Consider the following 24,375-nt stretch of genomic DNA (forward strand, 5'->3'; position numbering starts at 1 on the left):
TTGACCGAACAGCTAGGTCAGAGACAACCCGACACACACCCGAAGGCATGCCGCGTGTTCTCTCAGAACCCCGATAGTGTGACGTGAACCCACCGGCCTCACAGCCAAAGCGGTACCCCCAACATTCCGTCCTGTGACAGAACATCGAACAGGGCTGTCTGATGTTTCACCCTCGAACACACACCCACCGCACAGACATACGCCGGCAGAAATGGGTGATGTTGTGTGCTCCTTAGAAAGGAGGTGATCCAGCCGCACCTTCCGGTACGGCTACCTTGTTACGACTTCGTCCCAATCGCCGATCCCACCTTCGACAGCTCCCTCCCACAAGGGGTTAGGCCACCGGCTTCGGGTGTTACCGACTTTCATGACGTGACGGGCGGTGTGTACAAGGCCCGGGAACGTATTCACCGCAGCGTTGCTGATCTGCGATTACTAGCGACTCCGACTTCATGGGGTCGAGTTGCAGACCCCAATCCGAACTGAGACTGGCTTTAAGGGATTCGCTCCACCTCACGGTATCGCAGCCCTCTGTACCAGCCATTGTAGCATGTGTGAAGCCCTGGACATAAGGGGCATGATGACTTGACGTCATCCCCACCTTCCTCCGAGTTGACCCCGGCAGTCTCCTGCAAGTCCCCGGCATAACCCGCTGGCAATACAGGACAAGGGTTGCGCTCGTTGCGGGACTTAACCCAACATCTCACGACACGAGCTGACGACAGCCATGCACCACCTGTACACCAACCACAAGGGAACATGTATCTCTACATGCGTCTGGTGTATGTCAAACCCAGGTAAGGTTCTTCGCGTTGCATCGAATTAATCCACATGCTCCGCCGCTTGTGCGGGCCCCCGTCAATTCCTTTGAGTTTTAGCCTTGCGGCCGTACTCCCCAGGCGGGGTACTTAATGCGTTAGCTACGGCACGGAACTCGTGAAATGAGCCCCACACCTAGTACCCACCGTTTACGGCGTGGACTACCAGGGTATCTAATCCTGTTCGCTACCCACGCTTTCGCTCCTCAGCGTCAGTTACTACCCAGAGACCCGCCTTCGCCACCGGTGTTCCTCCTGATATCTGCGCATTTCACCGCTACACCAGGAATTCCAGTCTCCCCTGTAGTACTCAAGTCTGCCCGTATCGCCTGCACGCCTACAATTGAGTTGCAGAATTTCACAGACGACGCGACAAACCGCCTACGAGCTCTTTACGCCCAGTAATTCCGGACAACGCTCGCACCCTACGTATTACCGCGGCTGCTGGCACGTAGTTGGCCGGTGCTTCTTCTCCAGGTACCGTCACTTGCGCTTCGTCCCTGGTGAAAGAGGTTTACAACCCGAAGGCCGTCATCCCTCACGCGGCGTCGCTGCATCAGGCTTGCGCCCATTGTGCAATATTCCCCACTGCTGCCTCCCGTAGGAGTCTGGGCCGTGTCTCAGTCCCAGTGTGGCCGATCACCCTCTCAGGTCGGCTACCCGTCGTCGCCTTGGTAGGCCATTACCCCACCAACAAGCTGATAGGCCGCGGGCCCATCCTGAACCGCAAAAGCTTTCCACCCCAGAGCATGCACTCCAAGGTCATATCCGGTATTAGACCCAGTTTCCCAGGCTTATCCCAAAGTTCAGGGCAGATCACCCACGTGTTACTCACCCGTTCGCCACTCGAGTACCCAGCAAGCTGGGCCTTTCCGTTCGACTTGCATGTGTTAAGCACGCCGCCAGCGTTCGTCCTGAGCCAGGATCAAACTCTCCATGAAAAAATAGCGAAACAAAACCAACACCCACAAGGCGCCAGCGTTTCAACACAATCAGGAAAGCAAAACCTGACCAATCCAAAACTAGCAAAACATGTGACACCCAGACAAAGCCGAGCGCCACACAAAAAACAAACATCAACATCCATAAAGAATGCACGATGCCAAAAAAATGGCATCAGACAATTCATCATCACACTATCGAGTTCTCAAAGAACACACACCCACCAGCCACTCACCCCCACAAGGGCTTTCACCAGCAGACTTCGTTCCGACTTTCCACCGCCACCCCGTCTCCGGGGCAACTCTTCCAGCCTACCAGACCCAAACCCCGCCCGCAAAATCCGAAGATCCGCGCACCAGGACAGTCCAGCAACCCCACACACCCAGCCCGAGACACCAAGTCTCAAACCAGAAGATCAGGGGCGGCCAACGAAAAACCCGGTCTCCACTCCCCACCAGTCAGACCCTCTCAGGTCCTCCGGGGCGGCGCCGTGGCTCGCTGACTCGACATAAGTTACGCACATGGGTCGCCAGCGTCAAATCGCCTGGTCAGTAGCTTCGTCCGAGGACGAACAGCGAGGTCGGCGTGCACGCCATGGCGGAAGCCGACCCGCTCTACGGGTGATCCCCTGCTGGGAACGACCCGAGTTGTCCGCCCTTCCCAGGCCGGCGAGCCACGAACCTTGGGCACACATGCAAGAACCCCCGCCCGGGTGTCCCGGGCGGGGGTTCTTGTGTTGGTAGCGGGGACAGGATTTGAACCTGCGACCTCTGGGTTATGAGCCCAGCGAGCTACCGAGCTGCTCCACCCCGCGTTGGTGAAGACAACGTTACACACGCGTTTGTCAGCGATGCAAATCGATTCCGCAACCGCCTGTGACCAGCACGAATACCTGTGATGGCGGTCACCGATGGGGGTAAAGGGGAGGTCACTGCGCCGCTACGTCCGGCAACAGCAGCGCCGACCGTTGTGAGCTGAGTCACTCTCGGGCGTACACTCGGCGCTACCCGATCCGGGCTGACCCACTACCGAGGAGGGAACCATGTCCGCCCATTTCCATCATGAGAGCCATGGCAACCACCCGATGAGTTTCATCGGCTTTGTACTCGCACTCGGCGGCTTCTTGTCCGCGGCGTTGTGGCTGGTCCACATGGCCGCCGGCAACACGGGCCACGCAGTCCTCTTCGCGCTGGTCATGGTCGCCGCGTTCGGTTGCGCGATCTCGATCTTCTACACCATCGGCCACCGGTATCACCACAGCCCGGTTCTGCCGGACAACACCCCGGACGAGAAAGAGCGCTACGTGCGCAAGTATCGCGGCTAGCGATACCCGGCGCAGCAGCGCTCGGCTTCCTTCTCCCGATCGATGCGCCCCTCACCGGGGCGCATCGATCGGATTCTGTCCGGCTAGTTCTGCTCGGGCAGTGATTCGTACTGCGCGACAGCCTTGTTCAGCTGATCGAGGGCCTGGCCGTAGCCGGCGAAGTCGCCCTTGGTCTGCGCATCGCGCAGCGCACCGAGAGCATCCCCGATCGCCTTCACCGCGGCGTCGCGTTCAGGCGTTCCGCCCTGCGGCGGCGTCGGCAGCTGCGGGTTGGTCGTCCCACCCTGCTGCTCGGACTGGTCCGGCGCGCCCTCGGACTGCTGTTCACCTGGAACCACACCGGCGGCCGGCGTGATCCCGACCTGGCGCAGCGCCTCGGCCGTTGTCGGTGCGTAACCGATCCGGGCCTCACGCTCCTTCGGCTCATAGCGGGTGATCACCCGGAAGAGCCGCGGGAAGGCCTCTTCGCCCTGGGCCTGCGCGTACATCGGGACCACGTAGAGGATTCCGTTGTCGCCGACCGGCAGCGTCAGCAGGTTGCCGAACGTGACCTTCGCCGTGTTCTCGAGTGACTTCAGCGACTCGGCGACTCGACCATCGGTCTTCATCGGGTTGAAGGCCTGCTTCGGTCCCGAACGCTGGCTGTTGCTCGGGAGCTCCTTGACGGTGATCTGCCCGTAGTTCGACGGGTCCGACGAGACGGTGATGTAGGCACCGAGGATCGGCCGGTTGAGTCGGGTGAGCACCGAGGTGAGCTGGAACGATGCCTGCTTGCTCTCCGGATCCGAGGCCACGAAGTAGTACGGTGGCTGATCGAGTCCGCGCTGTTCGGCGTCGGGGCTCGTCGGATCGGAGGGCACCGACCAGAAGTCGTTCGCCTGGAAGAAGGTCCCCGGGGTGTCGACGTGGTAGCGCGTCAGGAGCGCCCGCTGGATCTTGAACAGATCCTCCGGGTACCGGACGTGCTCGCGGAGCGAGGTCTGCTTGTCGAACTCGGCACGCGAGGCGACCGAATCCGGGAAGACCTTCATCCACGTCTTGAGAACCGGGTCCTCGGTGTCGACCTCGTACAGCTGGACGTCACCGGTGTAGGCGTCGACCGTGGCCTTCACCGAGTTGCGGACGTACGACACGGTCTTGTTGACCTGCGTGCGTCCGGTCTGTCCGGGATTGAGATCCTGGGCGTCGGCGGTCGCGCTCTGCAGCGACGTCGGCTGCGAGTAAGGGAAGTTGTCGAGGGTGGTGTACCCGTCGACGATCCACTTGATCGAGCCGTCCTCCATGACCGCGGGATAGGTCTTGGAGTCGACGGTCAGCCACGGCGCGACCTGCTTGACGCGGTCCCGCGGGTCGCGGTTGTAGATGATCTTCGACGCCGAGGTGATCTCCCCCGACAGCAGGAAGTTGCGCTCCGCGTACTTGCCCGCATAGAGCAGTCGGCTGAACCAGTTGCTCAGCGGGACGCCCGCCGGGCCCTGGTAGGTGTACTTGGCGTCACCCATGTCGTGCTCGCGGGGTTCGCCGCCCTCGGAACCGACGATCGCATAGTCGGGATCGATCTTGGCGAGCAGCTCACCGAAGTAGATACGCGGCTGCGTCACCTTGATCGGGGCGTCACGCTTGTACGCCTCGGTCTGGTAGTTCGTGGTGTCGCTGACGTAGTAGAACGGGTCGCCACCACCGTCGATGTCGTTCTCGTCGACCGACTCGTTCACCCGGTTCGCCGGCGCGGCGACGAAGCCGTTGCCGTGCGTGTACACGAGATGCTTGTTCAGCCAGTTCTGCTGGTTCTCGAGGTACCGGCTCGGGTCGAGTTCACGCACTGCGACCACGAAGTCGCGGAGTTCGCCGTCGATCTTGTAGCGGTCGACCGCGAGCTGGGTCGGGAAGCCGTAGAAGTTCTGCCGCTGCTGCTGCTGGATGAACGTCGGCGAGACCACGTTCGGGTCGAGGATGCGCACGTTCGACAGCGTCGGGGTGTCGCTGTTGACGAGCGCGGGGTTCGCCGGCTGGGCCGTCCAGTCCTTCTGCGTGATGACCTTGTCGGGCCCGATGCCGTAGGCCTCCCGCGTGGAGTTGATGGCCCGCTGGATGTACTCGGCCTCCTTCTGGGCAGCGTTCGGCTTCACCGAGAACTGCTCCATGGTCAGCGGCCAGCCCACGCCGATCAGCAGTGCCGAGAACAGCATCAGCACGGTTGCGAGGGCAGGGATACGAAGGTCACGCAGCACGACGGCGGCGAAGAAGGCGACGGCACAGATGATCGCGATCGCCATCAGGATGAGCTTGGACGGCAGCACCGCGTTGATGTCGGTGTAACTGGCGCCCGGGAAGATCTCGGACTTCCGCGAACTCGACAGCAGGTTGTAACGGTCGAGCCAGTACGCCGCCGCCTTGAGCAGCAGGAAGGTCCCGGCCAGGACCGCGAGCTGGATGCGGGCGGCCATGGTGACCGATCCCCCGCCCTGACCGAGTCGGATGCCGCCGAAGATGTAGTGGGTGACCAGGTTGGCCAGGAACGCCACGACGACCACGACGAACAGCAGGTTCAGCACGAACCGATAGAACGGCAGGTCGAAGGCGTAGAAGCCGATGTCGAGGTTGAACTGCGGGTCCTTCTGACCGAACGGGGTCCCGTGCAGGAACATCTGGACCGTGGCCCAGGAACCCTGCGCGACGAGACCGGCGAGTGCGCCGATGATCAGGGCCGGCAGCACCGCGAACCAGCGGACCTTGGTCATGACGGCGGTCCGGTAGCGCGCGAGCGGGTCGTTGGGGCCCGCGGTCGGCACGAAGACCGGCCGTGACCGGTACGCGAGGGCGACCGCGGCGAAGACGATCACGCTGACGACGAGCGTCGTGATCAGGAAGAGGATGACGCGGGTCCAGATGACCGTGCTGAACACGCTCGAATACCCGACGTCGCGGAACCACAGCCAGTCGGTGGCAAGACCGATCAGTCGTGGTCCGATGAGCAAGAGGACCAGCACGGCAACGCCGAGTCCGATGACGATCTTGCTCCTGCGTGACAGTGTCGGCATTCCTGCCGGCCCTCGGACGCCCACCAGACCCACTCTCCAAAGCTCTCAATCCGGACAACGCCCTGCGTGACGAGCAGCCTGGGCGTGGTGCCCACTGTACTGGCACCACCCGGGTGCCGATCACACTCGGGCTTCGGGACAACGATCCGGGGTCGGAACGGGTTCCCCGGGGTCGTGGTACGGGCCTCGTCGGGGCAAGATGGGCGGGTGTCCGACCCCAAAACACCCCCTTCGACGCCCCGCGGTTTCTCCACCGACGACCTCGGGAGCGCGCTGAGCGAGATCCTCGACCACGTCGACGCCGCGGGCTGGGGCCAGGAGCCGTCGGTGTTCGCCCTCGCACCGACCGCGGTCCTGGCGCAGCAGGCACCGGACGTTCTCGGAGACGACGCCGATTCCGTCCTCACGCCGATCGAGCAGGAGTGCCCCGACCTCGACGCGTTCCTCGCCTCGGCGGTCTGGCCGGACGCGGTCGCCGGCGCCGCGGTGGCCATCGAGATCGTGGTCGCTCCCCCGGCGCCCGGCGATGACGGCACGCCGCGCTACGTCGTGGACGGAACCGACCCGGCCGCAGGCGATTCGGATGGCGCGTCGGAGCAGGCGCGTCTGGTGGCGGGCGTGCTGCGCGGCGGCCCGGACCTCGCGATCATGCGGCTACGCCATCAGCCCGGCGAGGAGATCGAGACCCTCACGCATCCGCAGCTCGGGACCGAGCTGCGCGCGGCGCTCGCCGGTACCTTCACTCCCGACGACCCCGGGGCCTGAACCGCCGGACCGAGTTCGGCCGACTCAGCAGGTCGGGGCAGGACGACCTTCGCCGACCGCATCCAGCGCCTCGACCGCGCCGTCGAGCGTCTCGACCTTCACCAGTTCGAGGCCGTCGGGACGGTCGGAGACGGCCTCCGCACAGTTGCGGGCCGGGACGAGGAACACCGTGGCACCGGCGTCGTGCGCAGCTCGGGTCTTGTGGGTGATGCCGCCGATCGGCCCGACGTCCCCGTCTGCGGTGATCGTGCCGGTTCCCGCGATGAACTTGCCGTGGGTCAGTTCGCCCGGGCTCAGCTGATCGATGACCGACAGCGCCAGCATCATGCCCGCCGACGGCCCGCCGATGTCGCCGACGGTGTAGGTGACCTTCAGCGACGGGTCGGCATTGGCGACCTCGGCCGCGACCCCGAGGAATCCGGCCTTCGCGTCGTCGGGATGCGCGGTGAGCGTGACGCTCACCGTCTGCGGCGTGCCCTGTCGCACGATCTCCAGCGGCAGCACCGTGCCCGGCGGGTTCTTCGAGACGACGTCGCGCAGTTCCTCGCTCGTCTCGACCTCGACGCCCCCGGCCCGGGTGACCACGTCACCGGCCTGCAGGACACCGGCCGACGGGCCCTCGGCGCCCACACCGGCGATCCGCAGGACCGTGGGACGGTCGAGGAAACGCAGCGCCGCGACGGTGGCGTTCTCCTCCGATCCGGTCATCTGCAGGGCGTTCTCCTCCTGCACCTGCTCGGTGGTGCGGTCCGGCGGATACACCTCGTCACGTGGGGTCAGCGCGTACTTCCCGGACAGCCACATGCCCAGTGCGTCGAAGAGTGTGAGCCCGTCGCTGACCGACACCGTCGTCAGGTTGAGGTTGCCGGTGGTCTTGTCGACGGGGGCACCATCGATCTGTACGACCCTGCGTTCGACGACCTTGCCGTCCTGCTCGACCTTCGTCATGCCCAGCGTGTTCAGCGTCGGACCGGGACCGAGCGCGGCGTAGGGCACCTGCACCTGCGTGCCGACGACGAGCAACGCCAGCAACACCAGGGCACTGACCGCAGCGGTGGCGATCCGGCGGAAGCGAGGGCTCGAACTCATTCCGCACACGATAGTGCCCCGACCTCCGGGGACGGTCCCGGCGTCGCTACGCGCACGGCGAACATCCGACGCCGTGAACGCGCCTGTCCGGGCGGTACGGTGGACGTATGAGTGATCTGCCCTTCGGCTTCTCGGCGTCCGGCAACGGCGACGACGACCGCGACAAGAACAGCGGCGACAAGGACAAGCCGGGCGACAACCCCGGCAACCCCTTCGGTGGCGCCAACCCGTTCGGATTCGCAATGGGCGGACAGGGTTCCGGCGGCGGCCAGGGCTTCGGCGACTTCGACCCGTCGAACCTCGACCCGAACATGCTCGGCCAGATGTTCTCCCAACTCGGCAGCATGTTCAGCGGTATGGGCGCCGGGATGGCCGGTGGCGGCGGCGGTCCGGTGAACTATCAGGTCGCCACCAATCTCGCCCGCCAGCAGATCGGTTCGTTCACACCGATCCTGGAGAAGGAGATCTCGGCGTCGGCCGATGCCGTGCGACTGGCCGACGTCTGGCTCGACGACGCGACGACCTTCCCCAGTGGCGTCACCCAGACCGTCGCGTGGACCCCGGTGCAGTGGCTCGAGGAGTCGATGGACACCTGGAAGGGTCTGTGCAACCCGGTCGCCGAGCAGCTCGCGCGCACCTGGCAGGACAACCTCCCCGCCGAGGCCGCGCAGTTCGCCGGCCCGATGCTGGGCATGCTGACGCAGATGAGCGGAATGGCCTTCGGGACGCAGCTCGGCCAGGGTCTCGGTCAGCTCGCCAAGGAGGTGCTCACCTCCACCGACATCGGTCTGCCGTTGGCACCCGAGGGCATCGCGGTCCTGCTCCCCGAGGCGATCGCGAAGTTCGCCGAAGGTCTGGAGCAGCCCGGCCAGGAGATCATCGTCTTCCTCGCCGCGCGCGAGGCCGCGCACGTCCGGCTCTTCACGCACGTCGGCTGGTTGCGTCAGCGCCTGTTGTCGACGGTCGAGGAGTACGCACGCGGGATCAGCATCGACTTCAGCGGGATCACCGACGCCACGGCGAACATCGATCCCACCGAACTGCTGTCGGATCCGTCGAAGCTCGAGGAGCTCATCAGCTCGTCGACGTCGTTCGAGCCGACCACCACGCCCGAGCAGAAGGCCGCGCTCGGCCGCCTCGAGACGCTCCTGGCTCTCGTCGAGGGCTGGGTGGAGCAGGTCGTGACCCGGGCACTCGGCGACCGCATCCCGAGCACCGGCGCACTGACCGAGACCATCCGCCGACGCCGCGCTTCGGGCGGCCCCGCCGAGCAGACCTTCGCGACCCTCGTCGGCCTGGAACTGCGTCCGCGCAAGGTGCGTGAGGCATCAGAGCTGTGGCGCCGGGTCTTCGAGGCCACCGATCTGTCGACCCGCGACGGCGTCTGGGCGCACCCCGACCTGCTGCCCGACTCCGACGATCTGGACAACCCGGCCGCATTCATCGACCGTCTCCTGCACAAGGACACCGAACTCGACGACGCCATCGCGCAGCTCGAGAAGTCTCTCGCCGAACAGGACGACACCGAGTCCGGGGACGACGGGCCGAACGGACAGAGCGGTCAGGCCGGCTCATAACTCCACAGTCGACGCCGTACGCGCCCATGTTGTGGATAACCGGCCCGACCGACCTCGGCGAGGTGTTTTCGCTGGCAGAGTTGCGTCATGTCCATCACGGTCCCGCGCATCCGGCCGGGAACATCGATCCTGGTGCGGCCTGGCAACCGGGTGCATGTGGGGATCGATCCGGCCGGCAGCGTGATCATCGAGCTCGACGACGCGATCTCGGCGCATTCGGTCGCGGCGATGCTGCGGACGCTGGAACGCCCGTGCACGCCGGAACTACTCATCCGTCGGGCGTCGGCGGCCGGGCTCGCCGACGACGAGATCCGGACGCTCCTCGACGGTCTGACCGCGGCCGGGCGGACGATCACGGGTGGCGAGGCCGACACATCGTCGGCGAGTCCGGATCCGACCGAGTTCCGGATACAGATCCACGGTCAGGGACCTTTGTCGGATCTCTTGGGTGCGTCCTTGCGGGCGCAGGGCCTGCACGTCCAGCGGACGATGCGCCGACGCGCCGACGGCTCGCTCGACACCGTCGACACCAGACTCGTGATCCTCAGCGACTTCCTCGTCCACGACCCACGGGTCGTCTTCGCCCTGACGAGGGCCCGGATTCCGCATCTGCTGGTCCGGGCGCGCGACGGCGTCGGGATCGTCGGCCCTCTCGTCCTGCCGGGACTGTCGAGCTGTCTGATGTGCGCCGATCACCATCGCTCGGACGCCGACCCGGAATGGCCGATGATGGCGGTGCAGCTCATCCGCGCGCCCGGCGATCCCGACCCCGCGATCGTGCGGCCTACCGCCGCGATCGCGCACGGGCAGATCGAACGTCTGGTCACTGCGCTGCGTCGGCCCTCCCCCGCCGCAGCGCGGGGCACGCCGCAGTTGTTGAATCAGGTATTGGAGTTCCGCGATGATCCTGTGCGAGTGGACCGCCGAGAATGGTTACCCCACCCAAGCTGCGATTGTCGTGCGATGCGAGACGAACAGCTCAAGTCGTCTATTGTGTGACGCGGAAAGGATGCTATGACCGACATCACTCGGGGGCAGGGTCGTCGCAACGCGAAGTTGGCTTCTCTCCCCATCGGTATGGCCGGACGTGCGGCGGCGGGGCTCGGCAAGCGCATGGTCGGCAAAGACAAGGACGAGGTCAACCAGGAACTCCTCGAGAAGTCCGCGGAACAGCTGTTCGCGGTCCTCGGTGAGCTCAAGGGCGGCGCCATGAAGGTGGGCCAGGCGCTGTCGATCATGGAAGCCGCGATCCCCGACGAATTCGGTGAACCGTTCCGGGAGGCACTCACCAAGCTCCAGGCGGAAGCACCGCCGATGTCGGCCGACAAGGTCCACAAGGTGCTCGACCAGCAGCTCGGTACCCGCTGGCGTGAGCGCTTCAAGGAGTTCTCCGACGAGCCGGCGGCGTCGGCGTCAATCGGCCAGGTGCACAAGGGTGTGTGGTCCGACGGGCGCGAGGTCGCAGTCAAGGTCCAGTACCCGGGCGCCGACCACGCGCTCAAGGCGGACCTGAAGACGTTGTCGCGCATGTCGGGACTGCTGCAGCGGCTGTCGCCGGGCACCGACGTCAAGGCGATGATGGACGAACTCATCGACCGCACCGAGGCCGAACTCGACTACCTCGGCGAAGCCGAGAACCAGCGGGCCTTCGCCAAGGTGTACGACGGGCATCCGGACTTCCTGATCCCCAAGGTGATCGCGAGCGCACCCAAGGTCGTGGTCTCGGAGTGGGTCGACGGGATCGCGCTGTCGAAGGTCATCACGACCGGCGACCAGAAGACCCGCGACAACGCGGCCGCGAAGATGGCCGAGTTCGAGGTCAGCTCGCCCTACCGGGTCGGCTTGCTCCACGGCGATCCGCATCCGGGCAACTTCTTCATCGCCGATGACGGCCGGTTCGGCGTCCTCGACTTCGGTGCGGTCGGCCATTACCCCGGCGGACTGCCTCCGGAGACCGGGCCGATCCTGCGACTCGCCCGCGACAAGAAGTACGACGAACTCAAGGAACTGATGGTCGAGGCGGAGTTCATCCGCCCGTCGCATGCGTCGAAGGTCACCAGCGCCGACCTCGAGGCGTACCTGCGGCCGTACGTCGACCCGCTGTACTCCGAGTCGTTCCACTTCACACGCAAGTGGATGCAGCGTGCCGCGGGCAAGGCGACCGACGTGCGCGGCGAGGTCTACAAGACTTCGCGGAACCTCAACGTGCCCAAGCGGTTCGTGATGGTGTTCCGTGTGCTCGGCGGCTGTGTCGGGATCGCCTCGCAGCTCGAGGCGCACGCACCGTACCGCGCCATCATGGAGGAATGGGTGCCCGGTCTGGGCGACTGATCCCCCCGACCAGAACAGCGACGCCGCGAGCAACTGCTCGCGGCGTCGCTGTTCTCTGTCTCAGGCTGCGTTCTTCCGCGGCCGGCCGCGAGGCCGCTTGCGTGCGATCACCGCGCCGCGTTCGAAGATCTCGCCGCCCCACACGCCCCAGGGCTCGGCGCGATCCAGGGCCGCCTGCAAGCACTGGGTCTTCAGCGGGCAGTCGGCACACATTGCCTTGGCACGCTCGAGGTCGCGGGGATTGTCGGCGAACCACAGGTCGGCGTCGGCCACCTGGCAGGGAAGGTCGAGCTGGGCGGTCGCTGCGCGGTCCGCCGAGAGACAGGACTCGAGTACGCAATCGACAGTCATTGGTTTCTCCACATCTGCTCGTTTGGGATTGGTGACCCATGTCCTCGATGTGGCTGCCGGTCCGAGAATCCCTGCCGGGATGATGCTCGGTGACAAAAAGAGGGCCACGGGTTTCGCCTCTGCGATTCGCCCGTGGCCCGAAGTTCTCGGAGGTCTAACTCCGGAGAATCGGTGTCGGTACGGGGAACCCATGCGGCGAGGGGGCTGCTGCAGCTGTTGCCGGCGGCGCTACGTGCGCTGCTGCCGCCGCGGCGACTGCTGCCGGATGCACTGCCGCTGCGGGCTGTGCGATCGCCGGGAGGGCCGCTGCGTCGGCCGGCGGTGCCGGAATGGTCGCGCGAGTGGCGACCGGACGTGCGCAGACTGCAGGCAGCCAGGAGCGGTTGCGACGGGCGCGCAGAACGACGGCGTGTGCCTGATTCGGCTTGGCCGCAGGCACGGCGATGCCGGCCTGGTTCACGGTGCTTCCGTTCACTGATCCGCTCCTCTCTCTTCTCGACGGCTCCCACATGAGCGATGGGCTCCTGGTGGGCACAAGAGTGTTTCCCACCCGTGTGCTGACGGAGATCAGCCTAAACGGTACGCCAGAAAGCGCACAACCTATTTTTGACCTGCGGTTTTGACGAGATCGAGGAGATCCTCGCCGTACTCGTCGAGTTTCTGCGCCCCGATCCCCGAGATCGACACCAGCGCAGCGGTGTCCGTGGGCCGTTGTTCGGCGATCGCGGTGAGCGTCTTGTCGGAGAAGACCACGAAGGGCGGGACCTTTTTCGCCTGGGCGCGGGCCCGGCGCCACTCCTTGAGTGCGACCAGGAGGTTCTCGTCCAGGTCCGACGGACACCCCGCGCACCGACCGAGCAGCGTCGCCGTCGAATCCATCAACCGCGAGCCGCAGACGCGGCATGTGGGTCCCTTGCGGGGCGTACGTTCTTTCGCGATCTTCGAGGCCGGCGAATCGTCGGGGATGAGATCGGTCAGGAATCGGGACCGACGACGGGCGCGGCCACCCTCGTTGCGGGCGAGGGCCCACGACAGATGTAGGTGCTCGCGGGCACGCGTCACGCCCACGTAGAACAGTCGGTGCTCCTCCTCGACGTCCTCCCACGAACCCTTGATGGCCTGACTGATCGGCAACGATCCGTCGGTCAGCCCCACCAGGAAGACCGCATCCCATTCGAGTCCCTTGGCCGCGTGCAGCGACGACAGGGTGACGCCCTGGACCGTCGGCGGGTGGCGAGCCTCGGACCGGGTCGTGAGTTCTGCGGACAGCTGCGGCAACGTGAGATCGGGGTTCTCGGCGACCATGTCCTCGGTGAGCTGCACCAGCGCCTTCAGCGACTCCCACCGGGCGCGCGCCTGCGCACCCGACGGTTCCTCCTCGGTGAGCCCGAGTTCGCCGAGGACCGCGCGCACGACGTCGATCGTCGTCACACCGGGCTTCACCTCGCGGTTGGCCACCGTCGCGATCTGCCGCATCGCCTGACGCACCTCGGTCCGCGCGAAGAACGCCTCGCCACCGCGCACCTGATACGGGATGCCGGCCTCGGTCAGCGCCTGCTCGTAGTTCTCCGACTGGGCGTTGACGCGGTAGAGGATCGCGATCTCCGACGGCGCGACACCCGCCTTGATGAGGTGCTTGATCTCGATCGCGATCGACGTGGCGGCGGCCGGCTCGTCGTCGTACTCGGCGAACTGCGGCTGCGGACCGGACGGGCGCTGGCCGATGAGACGGAGCCGGGTGCCGGCGATGCGCCCGCGCGCGGCGCCGATCACGCGATTGGCGAGGTCGACGACTTCGGGCGTGGACCGGTAGTCGCGTTCCAGCCGGACGACCGTCGCCTCCGGGAAGCGGCGGCTGAAGTCGAGCAGGTAGTTCGGGGACGCGCCGGTGAACGTGTAGATCGTCTGATTGGCGTCGCCGACGACCGTCAGGTCGTCGCGCTCGCCGAGCCAGGCGTCCAGAAGACCCTGCTGGACGGGCGTCACGTCCTGGTACTCGTCGACGACGAAACACCGGTAACGCGAGCGGAACTCGTCGGCCGCGCCGGGTTCGATGGTCAGGATCTGCGTCATGTAGATGAGCATGTCGTCGAAGTCGAGAAGGCGATCGCCGTCCGGCGAGACCTTGGAGTCCTCGTAATGGCCGTACACCGCGGCGACCTTCTGCGGGGGCGCGGGTGACTCGCGTCCGAGGCGCCCGACCGCCTCGACGTAGTTCTCCGGCGAGATCAGCGTGGCCTTGGCCCATTCGATCTCCGACGACAGGTCGCGCAGGGTGTCGGTCGCGGTGTCGAGTCCGGCGCGGCGCGCGGCGCGCGAGATGAGCGGGAACTTGTTGTCGAGCAGCTCCCACCGGGCATCACCGAAGGCGCGCGGCCAGAAGTAGCGCAGCTGCCGCATCGCCGCGGCATGGAAGGTCTGGGCGGCGACGTTGCCGGTGGCGCCGCCGACGCCGAGGCTCCGCAACCGGGTCCGCATCTCACCCGCCGCGCGGGCGGTGAACGTGACCGCGAGGACCTGGCCGGGATTCACCTGCCCGGTGTCGACGAGGTGGGCAATGCGGCGCGTGATGGTGCGCGTCTTGCCCGTACCCGCGCCGGCCAGCACACATACCGGGCCGCGCGGTGCGAGGACGGCCGCGGACTGCTCCGGGTCGAGTCCCTCGACCGCGCCGGCATCGCGGGAGCGGGCATCGGGGTTCGCGGGGAAGGTCGGGTGGCGCACGGACTCCACTATGTCACCACCCACCGACGCTCTTTCGGACCGGCGATCGGGCTTGTGGGTGACGCGTCCCACGTCGTCGATCGCATGCGCCGGCGGGAACAGCCCGCGCATGCGTGGTGTTATGGCAGTCATGAGCAACGTGATCGACGACGAGGCCGGCGCCCGTAACTCCGACACCGGCGAACTGACCATGTACACCACCTCGTGGTGTGGTTACTGCGCCCGCCTGAAGACCGGACTGAAGGCGAGTGGTATCCCCTGGCAGGAGATCGACATCGAGCTGAACCCGGATGCCGCCGATTTCGTGGGCAGCGTCAACGGCGGCAACCACGTCGTCCCGACCGTGCTCTACGCCGACGGCACGACCGCGACCAATCCCTCGATCGCCGAGGTCAAGAAGAAGCTCGGCGTCTGATCTCGTGACCTGAGACCCGGGCCGGCCCTCGCCGGACCCGGGTTTCTCGTCTCCGGGGTGCGCGGCGTGGTTACCGGGCCGCGGCCCAGGACTCGATCAGCGTGCGTGCGATGGAGATCGATCCGGGCAGCTGCAACCGGGGCGCCTCGCCGTCGGGCCCGGGATCGGCACGCGTCCACCCGTCCCGCGACAGCGCCTCGCGCACCTCGTCGCGATGGAACCACTGCGCATCGCCGATCTCACCGTCGAGAAAGGCGAGTTCGTCGGCGGGATCGCCGATCGCGGCGAAGCCGAGCATCAGCGAGCGAGGGAACGGCCACGGCTGACTGCCCAGGTAGCGCGGTTCGCGAACCACGATGCCGACCTCTTCGTGTACCTCGCGCAGTACACATTGTTCGAGCGACTCCCCCGGTTCGACGAACCCGGCGAGCGTCGAATACCAGCCATCGGGCCAGACGGCCTGGCGTCCCAACAGGATCCGGTCGGCGCCGTCGTGGACCACGGTGATGATGGCAGGATCGGTGCGCGGGAACTCGTCCCGGCCGGACTGGACGCTCCGACGCACCCAACCGCCACGCGCCGGCTGGGTCGCCGACCCGTCGACCGGCGAATGACTTGCCGTCTCATGCCAATTCAGGATTCCCAGCGCAGTGACGAGCAGGCCCGCCTCGTCCGGCGTCAGATATACCGCGCCACGACGCGCGTCGTCGGTGGGTCCGTCGATGTGGTCGACGCGGCGCGCCCACCGGTCGACGCCGTCCACGATGCCGAGGATCACCGCGTCGGCAGGCGGCGCATCGGCGACGGTGGTCGCCGGAACCCAGTGCAGCACACCGGACTCCCCGACCGGGTACCGACCGTTGGAGTCGATGAGCAGTACCTTCGCCTGTGGCCATCCCGCCAGCATCCGCTCGGCGTCGTCGCGGATCTCGTCGGCGCGGTGGAAGCTCGCGCGCGACAGCAGCGGCTGTTGGACCAGTTCGAAGTGCACGTCGGTGTGTCCCTTTTCGGTGGTCGGTGCGGGGTACTCGGTGCGACGCGGCCGGTCGTTTCCGGGGCTCAGTCGTCGCCGGGACTCTTGCGGACGTACAGCAGCCGATCGCCGACCTCGATCTGTTCGACCTCGCTGTCGTCGACGCGGTGCAGCACCCCGTTGCGGACGACGCCGAGCACGATGTCGCGGGTGTGGGCGGGCGAGCCGCCGGTCTCCGTCGGGTCGACCTCGCGTTCGGCGATGGCGTAACCCGCATCGGGAGTGAGGAGATCCTCGATCACCTCGACCACCGACGGGGTCATCGTCGCGATGCCGAGCAGACGCCCGGCCGTCTCCGAGGACACCACCACCGAGTTCGCGCCCGACTGCCGCATGAGGTGGGTGTTCTCCGACTCCCGGATCGACGCCACGATCTTGGCCCGCGGGTTGATCTCGCGTGCGGTGAGAGTCGCCAGGACGGCGGTGTCGTCGCGACTGGTGGCGACCACGATGCTCGCGGCGTGGGCGACACCGGCGAGGCGCAGCACGTCGGACTTGGTGGCGTCGCCCCGGACCGTGACCAGCCCGTTGGAGGCGGCCGACTCCAGCACGGTCGGATCGGAGTCGACGACCACGATCTCGGATGGCTTGATGCCGTCGCCGCGCATGGCGTCGACCGCGGTGCGGCCCTTGGTGCCGTAGCCGATGACGACGGTGTGATTGCGCACGGAATTCCTCCAACGCTGGATCTTGAGCGCCTGCCGGGACCGTTCGGTGAGCACCTCGAGGGTGGTGCCGATCAGCACGATCAGGAACAGCACACGCAGCGGCGTGATGATGATGATGTTGATGAAGCGGGCGAAGGGACTGATCGGCGTGATGTCGCCGTAGCCGGTCGTCGACAGGGTGACCGCCGAGTAGTACAGCGCGTCCAGATAGGACAGCTCGCTGTTCTGCGCGTCCCGATATCCCTCACGATCGAGCCAGACGACCACCGAGGTGAAGAACAGCGCGAGACATGCCCAGAGCACGCGGCGTCCGATCGCGCGGGCGGGGCTCTGCTGCAGCTCGGGGATACGGACGACGCCGACCAGTGCATGGTCGGGCCGGTTGGCCAGTTCGGCGTCTGATCCGAAGCGGCCGCGGAAGCGGTTACGCACTGCCACGCTTGCGCTCCTGGAGTTCGCTCACACGCTGAAATGTAACCCACCCGGCGGCGCGAGGGCTCATTTGGCGAGCTTGGCGGCGAGCGTGGCCTCGTCGGGCAGGTCGTCGGCCTCCAGGGTGTGTCCGTCACGCACGTAGTGGAAGGCTGCGTGCACCTTCTCCACCGGCACACCGGCCAGCTGCGCCCAGGCGATCCGGTAGGCGGCCAGCTGGATGAACAGCGATTCCCGTTTCGCCGGTTCTGGTACGACGCCGGTCTTCCAGTCGACGACCGTCCACGACCCGTCCTTCTCGGCGAAGACCGCGTCGATGCGGCCGCGCACGACGATGCCGCCGATCACGGTCTCGAACGGCACCTCCACCTCCGTGGGGCTGCGGTTGGCCCAGCGCGAGGCGAGGAAAGCGTCGCGGAGCGCGTCGAGATCGGCGTCGGGGCTGGCCGTGGCGTCGGCGGCGCCCGGCAGTTCGTCGATGTCGAGCAGCCGGGTCGCGCCGAACCAGCGTTCCACCCAGGCGTGGAATGCGGTGCCGCGCCGCGCCATCGGGTTGGGCCGGAAAGGTGTGGGTCGGCGGAGCCGGCGCGCGAACTCGGCCTCGTCGGCGTCGAGTTCGACGAGCTGGCTGACCGAGAGGTGCGTCGGCAGCGTCACCTCGACGAGTGCCTGGTTGGCCTGATGGTGTTCGGCCAGCAGGGCCGACACCTCCGCCTCCCACGCCGCCACCTCGTCCTCCGGGTCCGGCGGCATCGGCAGCATCTCCGGACCGTCCGAGGCGTCCGGCGCCTCGAACAGCACGGGCGCCTCGCGGGCGGTGATGGCGTCGAGGACGAGGTCTGCGGCCGCCTGCACCGCGTCGCGCCGGCCGGCGAGCGGATCACGCGGCCATGGCTGCGCCACAACGCGTTCGGCAAGCGGATTGGTCGCATCCTCGGCGGGCGGCGGGGTGCGCACCGCGATCGACAGGCCGGTCGAGTCGACGGCCGGATCGGTGATCGCCTCGTCGATGGCGACCATCAGCTCGTCGAAGAAATCCGAGCCGCCGCGCGGCTTGTCGCCGGTTTCCGACCAGTGGTGGGCGGAGATCATCAGGTCGTGCCGTGCGCGGGTGAGGGCGACGTAGAGCAGGCGCCGATCCTCCTCGAGGCGTCGTTCGCCGATCGCCGCCTTGTGGTCGGACAGGGCGTCCTCGAGTTGCTTGCGGTCGCCGACGGTGTCGATCTTCAGCAGCGGGAAGCCCTCGGGCGTGCCGTCGGCCGACTCGGCCGGGATCGCGAGGTCGCCGCGCAGGTCGGCGGGCAGCTCGCGCGCGCTGCCCAGCCACGTGGTGTCGGCCTTGGCGCTCGGGAAGATGCCCTTGGCCAGGTGCGGGATCGCCACGACGTCCCATTCCAGCCCCTTGGCCGCGTGCACGGTGAGGATCTGCACGCGCTGTTCGGCGACCTCGATCTTGCCGGGTTCGAGACCTTTCTCGATGGACTCGGCGGCGTCGAGGAACGCCAGCAGCCCAGGCAGATTCGCGCCGGGACGATCGGCGTAGTGGCTGACGTAGTCGGCGAAGGCGTCGAGGTGTTCACGACCGGTGATCGCACCGCGCATGCGCCGGGCCCGGATCTGCGCCTCGACCCCCACGCCGATGGTGTTCTCCACATCGGCGACGAGTTCGGGCAGTGGTTGTCCGATGCGGCGGCGAAGGGATTCGAGCTGCGCGCCGAACGCCCGGATGCGGGCGTATCCCTCCGGGCTGTAGTCGGTCGGATCACCCGGATCGACGACGGCGTCGGCGATTCCGGCGCGATCGACGATCTCGGTGGGCAGCACCGCGTCGAGCGCGGCGTCGAGTTGCTCGCGGCTGGTGACGACGCCACCCGCCTCCGCGTAACTCTCGGCGGCGAGCGTGGTGGCCCGGCGCCACAGGGCGGCAAGGTCTTTGGCCCCCAGGCGCCAGCGGGCGCCGGTGAGGAGCCGCATGACCGCGGTGCCGGCCATCGGGTCGGCCATCACGCGCAGGGTCGCGACGATGTCCTCGATCTCCGGGACGTGCAGCAACCCGCCGATACCGACGACCTCGGTGGGGATGCCGCGGCTCTCCAGCTCCGCAGCCAGCGGAGCTGAATCCTCGTTGCGCCGCACCAGGATCGCCGTGGTCGGCGGTGCCTCACCGGCGGTCTCGGCCGCACGATAGCGCCGCTCGACCTCGTCGGCGATCCAGTTCCGTTCGTCGAGAACGGTCTCGGTGAGGGCGATGGTCGCGGTGCCGTGAGGAGCGTCGGGGCGGGGTCGAAGGATGGAGACCGGGATGCCGCGGCGCCGCAGTTCCTCCGAGATCTGGTTGGCCAGGCGGAGGCCCTGCGCCGCGTTGCGCCAGCTCGTGAGGAGCTCGCGACGTTCGGCGGGCGTGCCGTCGGGGCGGGGGAAGTCCCGGGCGAATCGCGGCAGATTCGCCGCCGACGCGCCGCGCCAGCCGTAGATCGACTGGATCGGGTCACCGACCGCGGTGACGGCGACCGACTCACGCGACGGGTCGTGGCCGCCGAACAGGGTCGACAGCAAGACGCGCTGCGAGTGTCCGGTGTCCTGGTACTCGTCGAGGAGGACCGCGCGGAACGCCGTGCGCTCGGCGGACACGACCTCCGGGTTGGACACGACGAGCTTTGCGGCGAGTGACATCTGGCTGCCGAAGTCGAGTGAGGACTGCGCCCGCATCGTCTCGCCGAGGGCGATGACCATCGGGATCAGTTCGCGCCGTTCGTCGATGACCTCCTTGACCTTCAGCAGCGCCTGCGTCGGCTTGTCGCGCTGCTTGGGTCCTTTCGGCAGGGTGTCGATGAGCTCGTACAGTCGCGACCCCGCCTCGGTGAGATCGTCGATGTCGACGAGATGTTCGGACATCTCGCCGTACAGCTTGAGGACCGACTCGGTGACGCCGGCGGGAACCTTCTTGGTGTTCAGCTCCCCCGGCCACGACGAGACGAGCGAGAAGGCGAGCTGCCACAGTTCGGTCTCGGTGAGCAGCGTCGACGACGGTTCGACGGGCAGCAGCAGACCGTAGTCGGCGATCAGCCGGCCGGCGTAGGCGTGATAGGTGCTGACCTCGGGGTCCGCGCCGCGCAAGCGCGCGGCCAGCGTCCCGTCCGGGTCCCAGGTCCGCAGTGCGGGCGCGCCCGACAACATGGACAGGCGACGCCGGATGCGTGCGCCGAGCTCGCTGGCGGCCTTGCGCGTGAAAGTGAGTCCGAGGATCTCGTCGGGGGCCACGACCTGGTTGGCGACGAGCCACACCACCCGCGAGGCCATCGTCTCGGTCTTGCCCGCACCGGCACCGGCGACGACGAGCATCGGTTCGACCGGCGCCTCGATGACCGCGACCTGTTCCGGGGTCGGGTCGGGAAGGCCGAGCGCCGCGGCCAGCGATTTCGCGCCGATCAGCGTCCGGCCGGTCGTCGGTGCGCTAGTCATCGGTCACCGCCTTTCCGGGGATCTTCGCGGGGCAGCTGGTGGTGAGGTTGCAGTGCACGCAGCCCGGGTTGGGTGTCGCGTGGAAGGTCGGGCCGATGCTCGCCCGCGCGGCCCGGCGCACGACGCCGATCCACTCGTCGAGCATCTCCGGTGTCAGCGGCGACTGGACACGTTCGGCCGCACCGGAATTGCGGTTCGCGGTGGACACGTAGACCAGACGTGCGCCACCCGGCGGGACATCTCCGAACTGCGGCACTCCCCCGTGGGCCAGCGCGACCTGATAGGCCGCCATCTGGGCGTGCTCGTCGGCCTCGGCCTTGGTGATCGCGTTCTTCGACGTCTTGACGTCGACCACCACCGGGCGTCCGGCCGAGTCGGTCTCGAGGCGGTCGACGCGGCCGCGCAGACGCACGTCGGGTGCATCCGCGGAGTCGGGATCACCGGTGGGACCGCCGGGAACGGTTGCGTCGACCGGCAATTCGACACCCACCTCCTCGAGGTCGGCACGAGAGATCCGCAGCCAGTCGCGGAAGTGGCCGAGCATGCTCTCGGCGCGTTCGAGTTCCCGGGCCGAGTACCAACCCGCACCGGTGTCGACCCGGTCCCAGATCCCGCGCAGCGCCGCGGTCACCTCGGCCGGATCCAGCTGTCCCGCAACGGCCTGCACGAGCGTGTGGACCAGGCTTCCGGTGAGCGCGGGCGTACCGTCACCGTCTCGGCCGCCGTTCCGTTCCAGCACCCAACGCAGCGAACACCGGTTCAACGCCTCGACATTCGACGGCGACAGCACGACGGGTCCGGTGTCCGGCGTCCACAGCGGCGCGTCGGTGCTGGGTTCGGCGAGCCCGAACCAGTCGCGCGGGTGGGCGCCGGGGATGTCGGAGTCGGCGAGTTCGGCGAGCAGGCGGGCGGCGGCCCGGGTCCGGTCATCGGGCTCGTGGGCACCGCCCATGACCACCGAACGCAGGGTCGCGACCAGTGACGGGAGCGACAGCACGCGGTCCACGCCGGGGTCGAGCCGGAGCTCGGCCTGGGGCGCTTCGTCGTCGGGATCGTCGACGAGATCGGCCAGTTCGGTGAGGAAGCGGGACGGCGAGGCGTCGCCGCTGCCGTCCTCCACCGCCGTGACGAGGAGCCTGCTGCGTGCACGCGTGCAGGCGACCAGGAACAGCCGCCGCTCGTCGGCCAGTGCGGTGGCGCCGCGCGCGACGGTGTCGACCGCGCCGGCGTCCATGCCGTCGAGGATGTCGACCAGCGCGCCGGTGGAGAGCACGCCACCCCGGCTGCGTAGCGACGGCCACAGCCCGTCCTGGACCCCGGCGACCGCGACGACCTCCCACTCCCGGCCCACCGCGGCGTGCGCCGACAGAACGGTCACCGATTCGCTTGCCGCCGTGGCGGTTCGGCTGTCACGCGGAATCTGCAGCTGGGAGAGGTAGTGGACGAATCCGGCCGGACCGGCGGCGGGCAGGGTGTCGGCGAAGTTGGCCGCCGCCTCGAACATCGCCATCACGGCATCGAGGTCGCGGTCGGCCTGCTCCCCGGCCGGGCCGCCCCGGACCGCCGACGCCGCCCAGCGTCGTTCCAGACCGGTGGCCTGCCAGGCCGCCCACAGCGTCTCCTCGACGCCGCGGCCGGCATCATGTGCCCGCTGCCCGGCGGCCACGACGTCGAGTACGCGGGCCAGCGGCGCCGCCTCGGTCTCGGTCAGGGCACGGCGGTACCGCGCACCGAGCTCGGGGTCGAGGAGTGCGCGGGTGAGCGAGGTCAGCGAATCCGGTTGAGCCGTCGGGTCGTTCTTCTCGTCGAGGCGTCGGATGCCACGCCGCAGGCGCCGCATCGCGCCGGGATCGGCCGCTCCCACCGGGCCGGACAGCAACGTGAGCGTGTCCTCGGTGGTGAACAGCTCGCGCTGCGGGGTCGCCTCGCTCCGCGTCGACGGGTCCTCGCGGCGGGCGGCGACCACGCGCAGCACCAGCATCAGCGCGATCACCGCACGCTGGCGGTGCAGCGGCAGGTCGCTGGCCGGGGTGGTCACCGGGACACCCGCCGACCGGAACGCGCGCCGCAGCGGAGGCAGGGCGAGGGACACCGACCGGACGATCACGGCCATCTGCGACCACGGCACGCCGTCGAACAGGTGCGCGCGGCGCAGCAGATCGGCGATCGCGGTGGCCTCCTTGGCCGCCGAGCCGTACACGCGCACCGCCGCGGCGTCGCGTGGCACGCCAGCGGCGGATTCGGTCTGCACCGGTTGCGGATACGCGTGCGGGCGCGCCCCGGGGAGCCGTGCGGCGATCGCACGTCCCAGGCGCGCGAGATCGGGGTGGGAGCGGAAGTCGTGTTCGAGCACGATGTCGCGCTCGGATCCCGCCTCGGCGAGCCCGTCGGCGAAACGTGGGCTGGCCCCGCGGAATCCGAAGACCGACTGATCGGTGTCGGCCGCGATGATCGTCGAGGTGGTGCCGGTGCCGACCAGCCGGATCAGCTGTGCCGCCTGCGGATCCAGATGCTGCGCGTCGTCGACGAGCAGGTGGCGGATGCGGCGGCGTTCGCCGCTGAGCAGTTCGGGGTCGGTCGCGAAGGCCGACAGCGCCGAACCGATCAGTTCGGCGGCGTCGACCGCCGGTGCCGATGCACCGGGCGTCTCGAGTCCGACCGCGCCGCGCAGCAGCATGTTCTGCTCGTACTGGGCGTAGGCACGGGCCGCGGCGGTCCACTCGGGGCGTTTGTGTTCGCGACCCAGCGCCGCGAGTTCTTCCGGGCCGACGCCGCGTTCGGCGGCCCGCATCATCAGGTCGCGCAGGGCCTGCGCGAAGCCGTCGGTGCCGAGTGCCGGCCGTAGATGTGCGGGCCAGTACTCCGCACCGTCCTCGATGTCGCCGGCCAGCAGCTCGCGCAGCACGACGTCCTGTTCGGAGCCGGTGATGAGCCGCGGGGGCGGGTTGCCGTGCGCACTCGCCTGGAGGCGCAGGATCGCGAAGGCGTAGGAGTGCACGGTACGCACGAGGGGTTCGCGGAGCGCTCCGCCCAGCACGCGCCGCCCGGTCGCGTTGGCCGAGAGCACGCGCCGGGTGATCTCCTCGCGCAACGCGACCGCCGCGCGGCGGCTCGAGGCCAGAACCAGGACCGATTCGGGATCGGTCGCGGGATCGAGCAGACGCGCGACGGCCGCGTCGACGATCAGGGCGGTCTTGCCGCTGCCCGGTCCGCCGTGGACCCGGACCGGACGCCACGCCTGCTCCTCCTCGCCGGCCGGGATGCTGGCTGCAGGGTCGATGACCTGCGCGATCGCCGGCGGCCACTCACGGGGACGGTCCGCGGCCTCGGGCGCCGCGACGAGCCGTGCGCGCAGGGCGCTGCGCGACGCCTGGGTGCCCGGTTTCCGACTCATGGGCTCCAT

The 24,375-nt window shown here is 67.8% G+C and carries 14 protein-coding genes, 1 tRNA gene and 1 rRNA gene; 6 read left to right on the forward strand and 10 right to left on the reverse strand.

Annotated elements, in window-relative coordinates; all coding sequences use genetic code 11:
* Positions 1 to 236 precede the first annotated feature (236 nt).
* Both PWF70_RS17995 and PWF70_RS18000 read right to left on the reverse strand, forming a co-directional pair.
* Positions 237 to 1,759, reverse strand: a 16S ribosomal RNA gene (locus tag PWF70_RS17995).
* Between the two features lie 738 nt (positions 1,760 to 2,497).
* Positions 2,498 to 2,574 (reverse strand) — tRNA-Met (locus PWF70_RS18000).
* 228 nt (positions 2,575 to 2,802) lie between these two features.
* Between PWF70_RS18000 and PWF70_RS18005 the strand changes: the two genes are divergently transcribed.
* On the forward strand, positions 2,803 to 3,084 hold the full coding sequence (locus PWF70_RS18005; protein ID WP_006360800.1) for a hypothetical protein: 282 nt from the start codon (positions 2,803 to 2,805) through the stop codon (positions 3,082 to 3,084).
* Positions 3,085 to 3,167: 83 nt separating this feature from the next.
* Here the strand turns inward: PWF70_RS18005 and PWF70_RS18010 are convergent, their stop codons facing one another.
* On the reverse strand, positions 3,168 to 6,158 hold the full coding sequence (locus PWF70_RS18010) for a UPF0182 family protein (protein ID WP_075863895.1): 2,991 nt from the start codon (positions 6,156 to 6,158) through the stop codon (positions 3,168 to 3,170).
* Positions 6,159 to 6,332: 174 nt separating this feature from the next.
* Between PWF70_RS18010 and PWF70_RS18015 the strand changes: the two genes are divergently transcribed.
* Positions 6,333 to 6,890, forward strand: a complete 558-nt coding sequence (locus PWF70_RS18015; protein WP_075863896.1) for a PPA1309 family protein — start codon at positions 6,333 to 6,335, stop codon at positions 6,888 to 6,890.
* Between the two features lie 24 nt (positions 6,891 to 6,914).
* On the opposite strand, the gene PWF70_RS18020 is transcribed toward PWF70_RS18015, so the two are convergent.
* Positions 6,915 to 7,979 (reverse strand): YlbL family protein, encoded by a 1,065-nt coding sequence (locus PWF70_RS18020; RefSeq protein ID WP_075863897.1) that lies wholly within the window; start codon positions 7,977 to 7,979, stop codon positions 6,915 to 6,917.
* Positions 7,980 to 8,086: 107 nt separating this feature from the next.
* On the opposite strand from PWF70_RS18020, the gene PWF70_RS18025 reads away from it, so the two are divergent.
* The 3 genes from PWF70_RS18025 to PWF70_RS18035 all read left to right on the forward strand — a co-directional run bounded on the left by PWF70_RS18025 (position 8,087) and on the right by PWF70_RS18035 (position 11,887).
* The gene (locus PWF70_RS18025; RefSeq protein WP_006360805.1) at positions 8,087 to 9,556 is read left to right on the forward strand and encodes a zinc-dependent metalloprotease; all 1,470 of its coding nucleotides are present in this window, start codon (positions 8,087 to 8,089) and stop codon (positions 9,554 to 9,556) included.
* 87 nt (positions 9,557 to 9,643) lie between these two features.
* A complete protein-coding gene (locus PWF70_RS18030) occupies positions 9,644 to 10,555 on the forward strand; it encodes a hypothetical protein (protein WP_006360806.1) in 912 nt (303 codons plus the stop codon).
* Positions 10,556 to 10,570: 15 nt separating this feature from the next.
* Entirely contained in the window at positions 10,571 to 11,887 is a 1,317-nt protein-coding gene (locus PWF70_RS18035; protein ID WP_155225466.1) for an ABC1 kinase family protein, read from the forward strand.
* Positions 11,888 to 11,947: 60 nt separating this feature from the next.
* On the opposite strand, the gene PWF70_RS18040 is transcribed toward PWF70_RS18035, so the two are convergent.
* Complete coding sequence (locus PWF70_RS18040; RefSeq protein WP_006360070.1) at positions 11,948 to 12,238, reverse strand: WhiB family transcriptional regulator; 291 nt, start codon at positions 12,236 to 12,238, stop codon at positions 11,948 to 11,950.
* Positions 12,239 to 12,838: 600 nt separating this feature from the next.
* Positions 12,839 to 14,971: an ATP-dependent DNA helicase UvrD2 gene (locus PWF70_RS18045; RefSeq protein WP_286352984.1), complete on the reverse strand. Its 2,133-nt coding sequence runs from the start codon at positions 14,969 to 14,971 to the stop codon at positions 12,839 to 12,841.
* 121 nt (positions 14,972 to 15,092) lie between these two features.
* On the opposite strand from PWF70_RS18045, the gene PWF70_RS18050 reads away from it, so the two are divergent.
* Positions 15,093 to 15,377 carry a mycoredoxin gene (locus tag PWF70_RS18050; protein WP_006360073.1) on the forward strand — a complete coding sequence of 95 codons (285 nt, stop codon included), beginning with the start codon at positions 15,093 to 15,095 and terminating at the stop codon, positions 15,375 to 15,377.
* A 70-nt stretch (positions 15,378 to 15,447) separates the two neighbouring features.
* Here PWF70_RS18050 and nudC read toward each other — a convergent pair whose 3' ends face one another.
* The 4 genes from nudC to PWF70_RS18070 form a co-directional block, all read right to left on the reverse strand.
* Entirely contained in the window at positions 15,448 to 16,368 is a 921-nt protein-coding gene (nudC, locus tag PWF70_RS18055; protein WP_006360074.1) for an NAD(+) diphosphatase, read from the reverse strand.
* 68 nt (positions 16,369 to 16,436) lie between these two features.
* Positions 16,437 to 17,516 (reverse strand): potassium channel family protein, encoded by a 1,080-nt coding sequence (locus PWF70_RS18060; protein WP_006360075.1) that lies wholly within the window; start codon positions 17,514 to 17,516, stop codon positions 16,437 to 16,439.
* Positions 17,517 to 17,576: 60 nt separating this feature from the next.
* Positions 17,577 to 20,972 carry an ATP-dependent helicase gene (locus PWF70_RS18065; RefSeq protein ID WP_279958291.1) on the reverse strand — a complete coding sequence of 1,132 codons (3,396 nt, stop codon included), beginning with the start codon at positions 20,970 to 20,972 and terminating at the stop codon, positions 17,577 to 17,579.
* Positions 20,965 to 24,366, reverse strand: a complete 3,402-nt coding sequence (locus tag PWF70_RS18070) for an ATP-dependent helicase (protein ID WP_035755144.1) — start codon at positions 24,364 to 24,366, stop codon at positions 20,965 to 20,967. The genes PWF70_RS18065 and PWF70_RS18070 overlap by 8 nt, the downstream gene beginning before the upstream one ends.
* Between the last annotated feature and the right edge of the window lie 9 nt (positions 24,367 to 24,375).

Source organism: Gordonia sp. Swx-4, assembly GCF_030316175.1.
GTDB lineage: Bacteria > Actinomycetota > Actinomycetes > Mycobacteriales > Mycobacteriaceae > Gordonia > Gordonia alkanivorans.

Bases quoted from the DNA above. Each gene is read 5' to 3' on its own strand.
- PWF70_RS18065 (WP_279958291.1), bottom strand. From the start codon at position 20,972: ATGACTAGCGCACCGACGACCGGCCGGACGCTGATCGGCGCGAAATCG.
- PWF70_RS18020 (WP_075863897.1), bottom strand. From the start codon at position 7,979: ATGAGTTCGAGCCCTCGCTTCCGCCGGATCGCCACCGCTGCGGTCAGT.
- PWF70_RS18005 (WP_006360800.1), top strand. From the start codon at position 2,803: ATGTCCGCCCATTTCCATCATGAGAGCCATGGCAACCACCCGATGAGT.
- PWF70_RS18070 (WP_035755144.1), bottom strand. From the start codon at position 24,366: ATGAGTCGGAAACCGGGCACCCAGGCGTCGCGCAGCGCCCTGCGCGCA.
- PWF70_RS18035 (WP_155225466.1), top strand. From the start codon at position 10,571: ATGACCGACATCACTCGGGGGCAGGGTCGTCGCAACGCGAAGTTGGCT.
- PWF70_RS18040 (WP_006360070.1), bottom strand. From the start codon at position 12,238: ATGACTGTCGATTGCGTACTCGAGTCCTGTCTCTCGGCGGACCGCGCA.
- PWF70_RS18030 (WP_006360806.1), top strand. From the start codon at position 9,644: ATGTCCATCACGGTCCCGCGCATCCGGCCGGGAACATCGATCCTGGTG.
- PWF70_RS18050 (WP_006360073.1), top strand. From the start codon at position 15,093: ATGAGCAACGTGATCGACGACGAGGCCGGCGCCCGTAACTCCGACACC.
- PWF70_RS18025 (WP_006360805.1), top strand. From the start codon at position 8,087: ATGAGTGATCTGCCCTTCGGCTTCTCGGCGTCCGGCAACGGCGACGAC.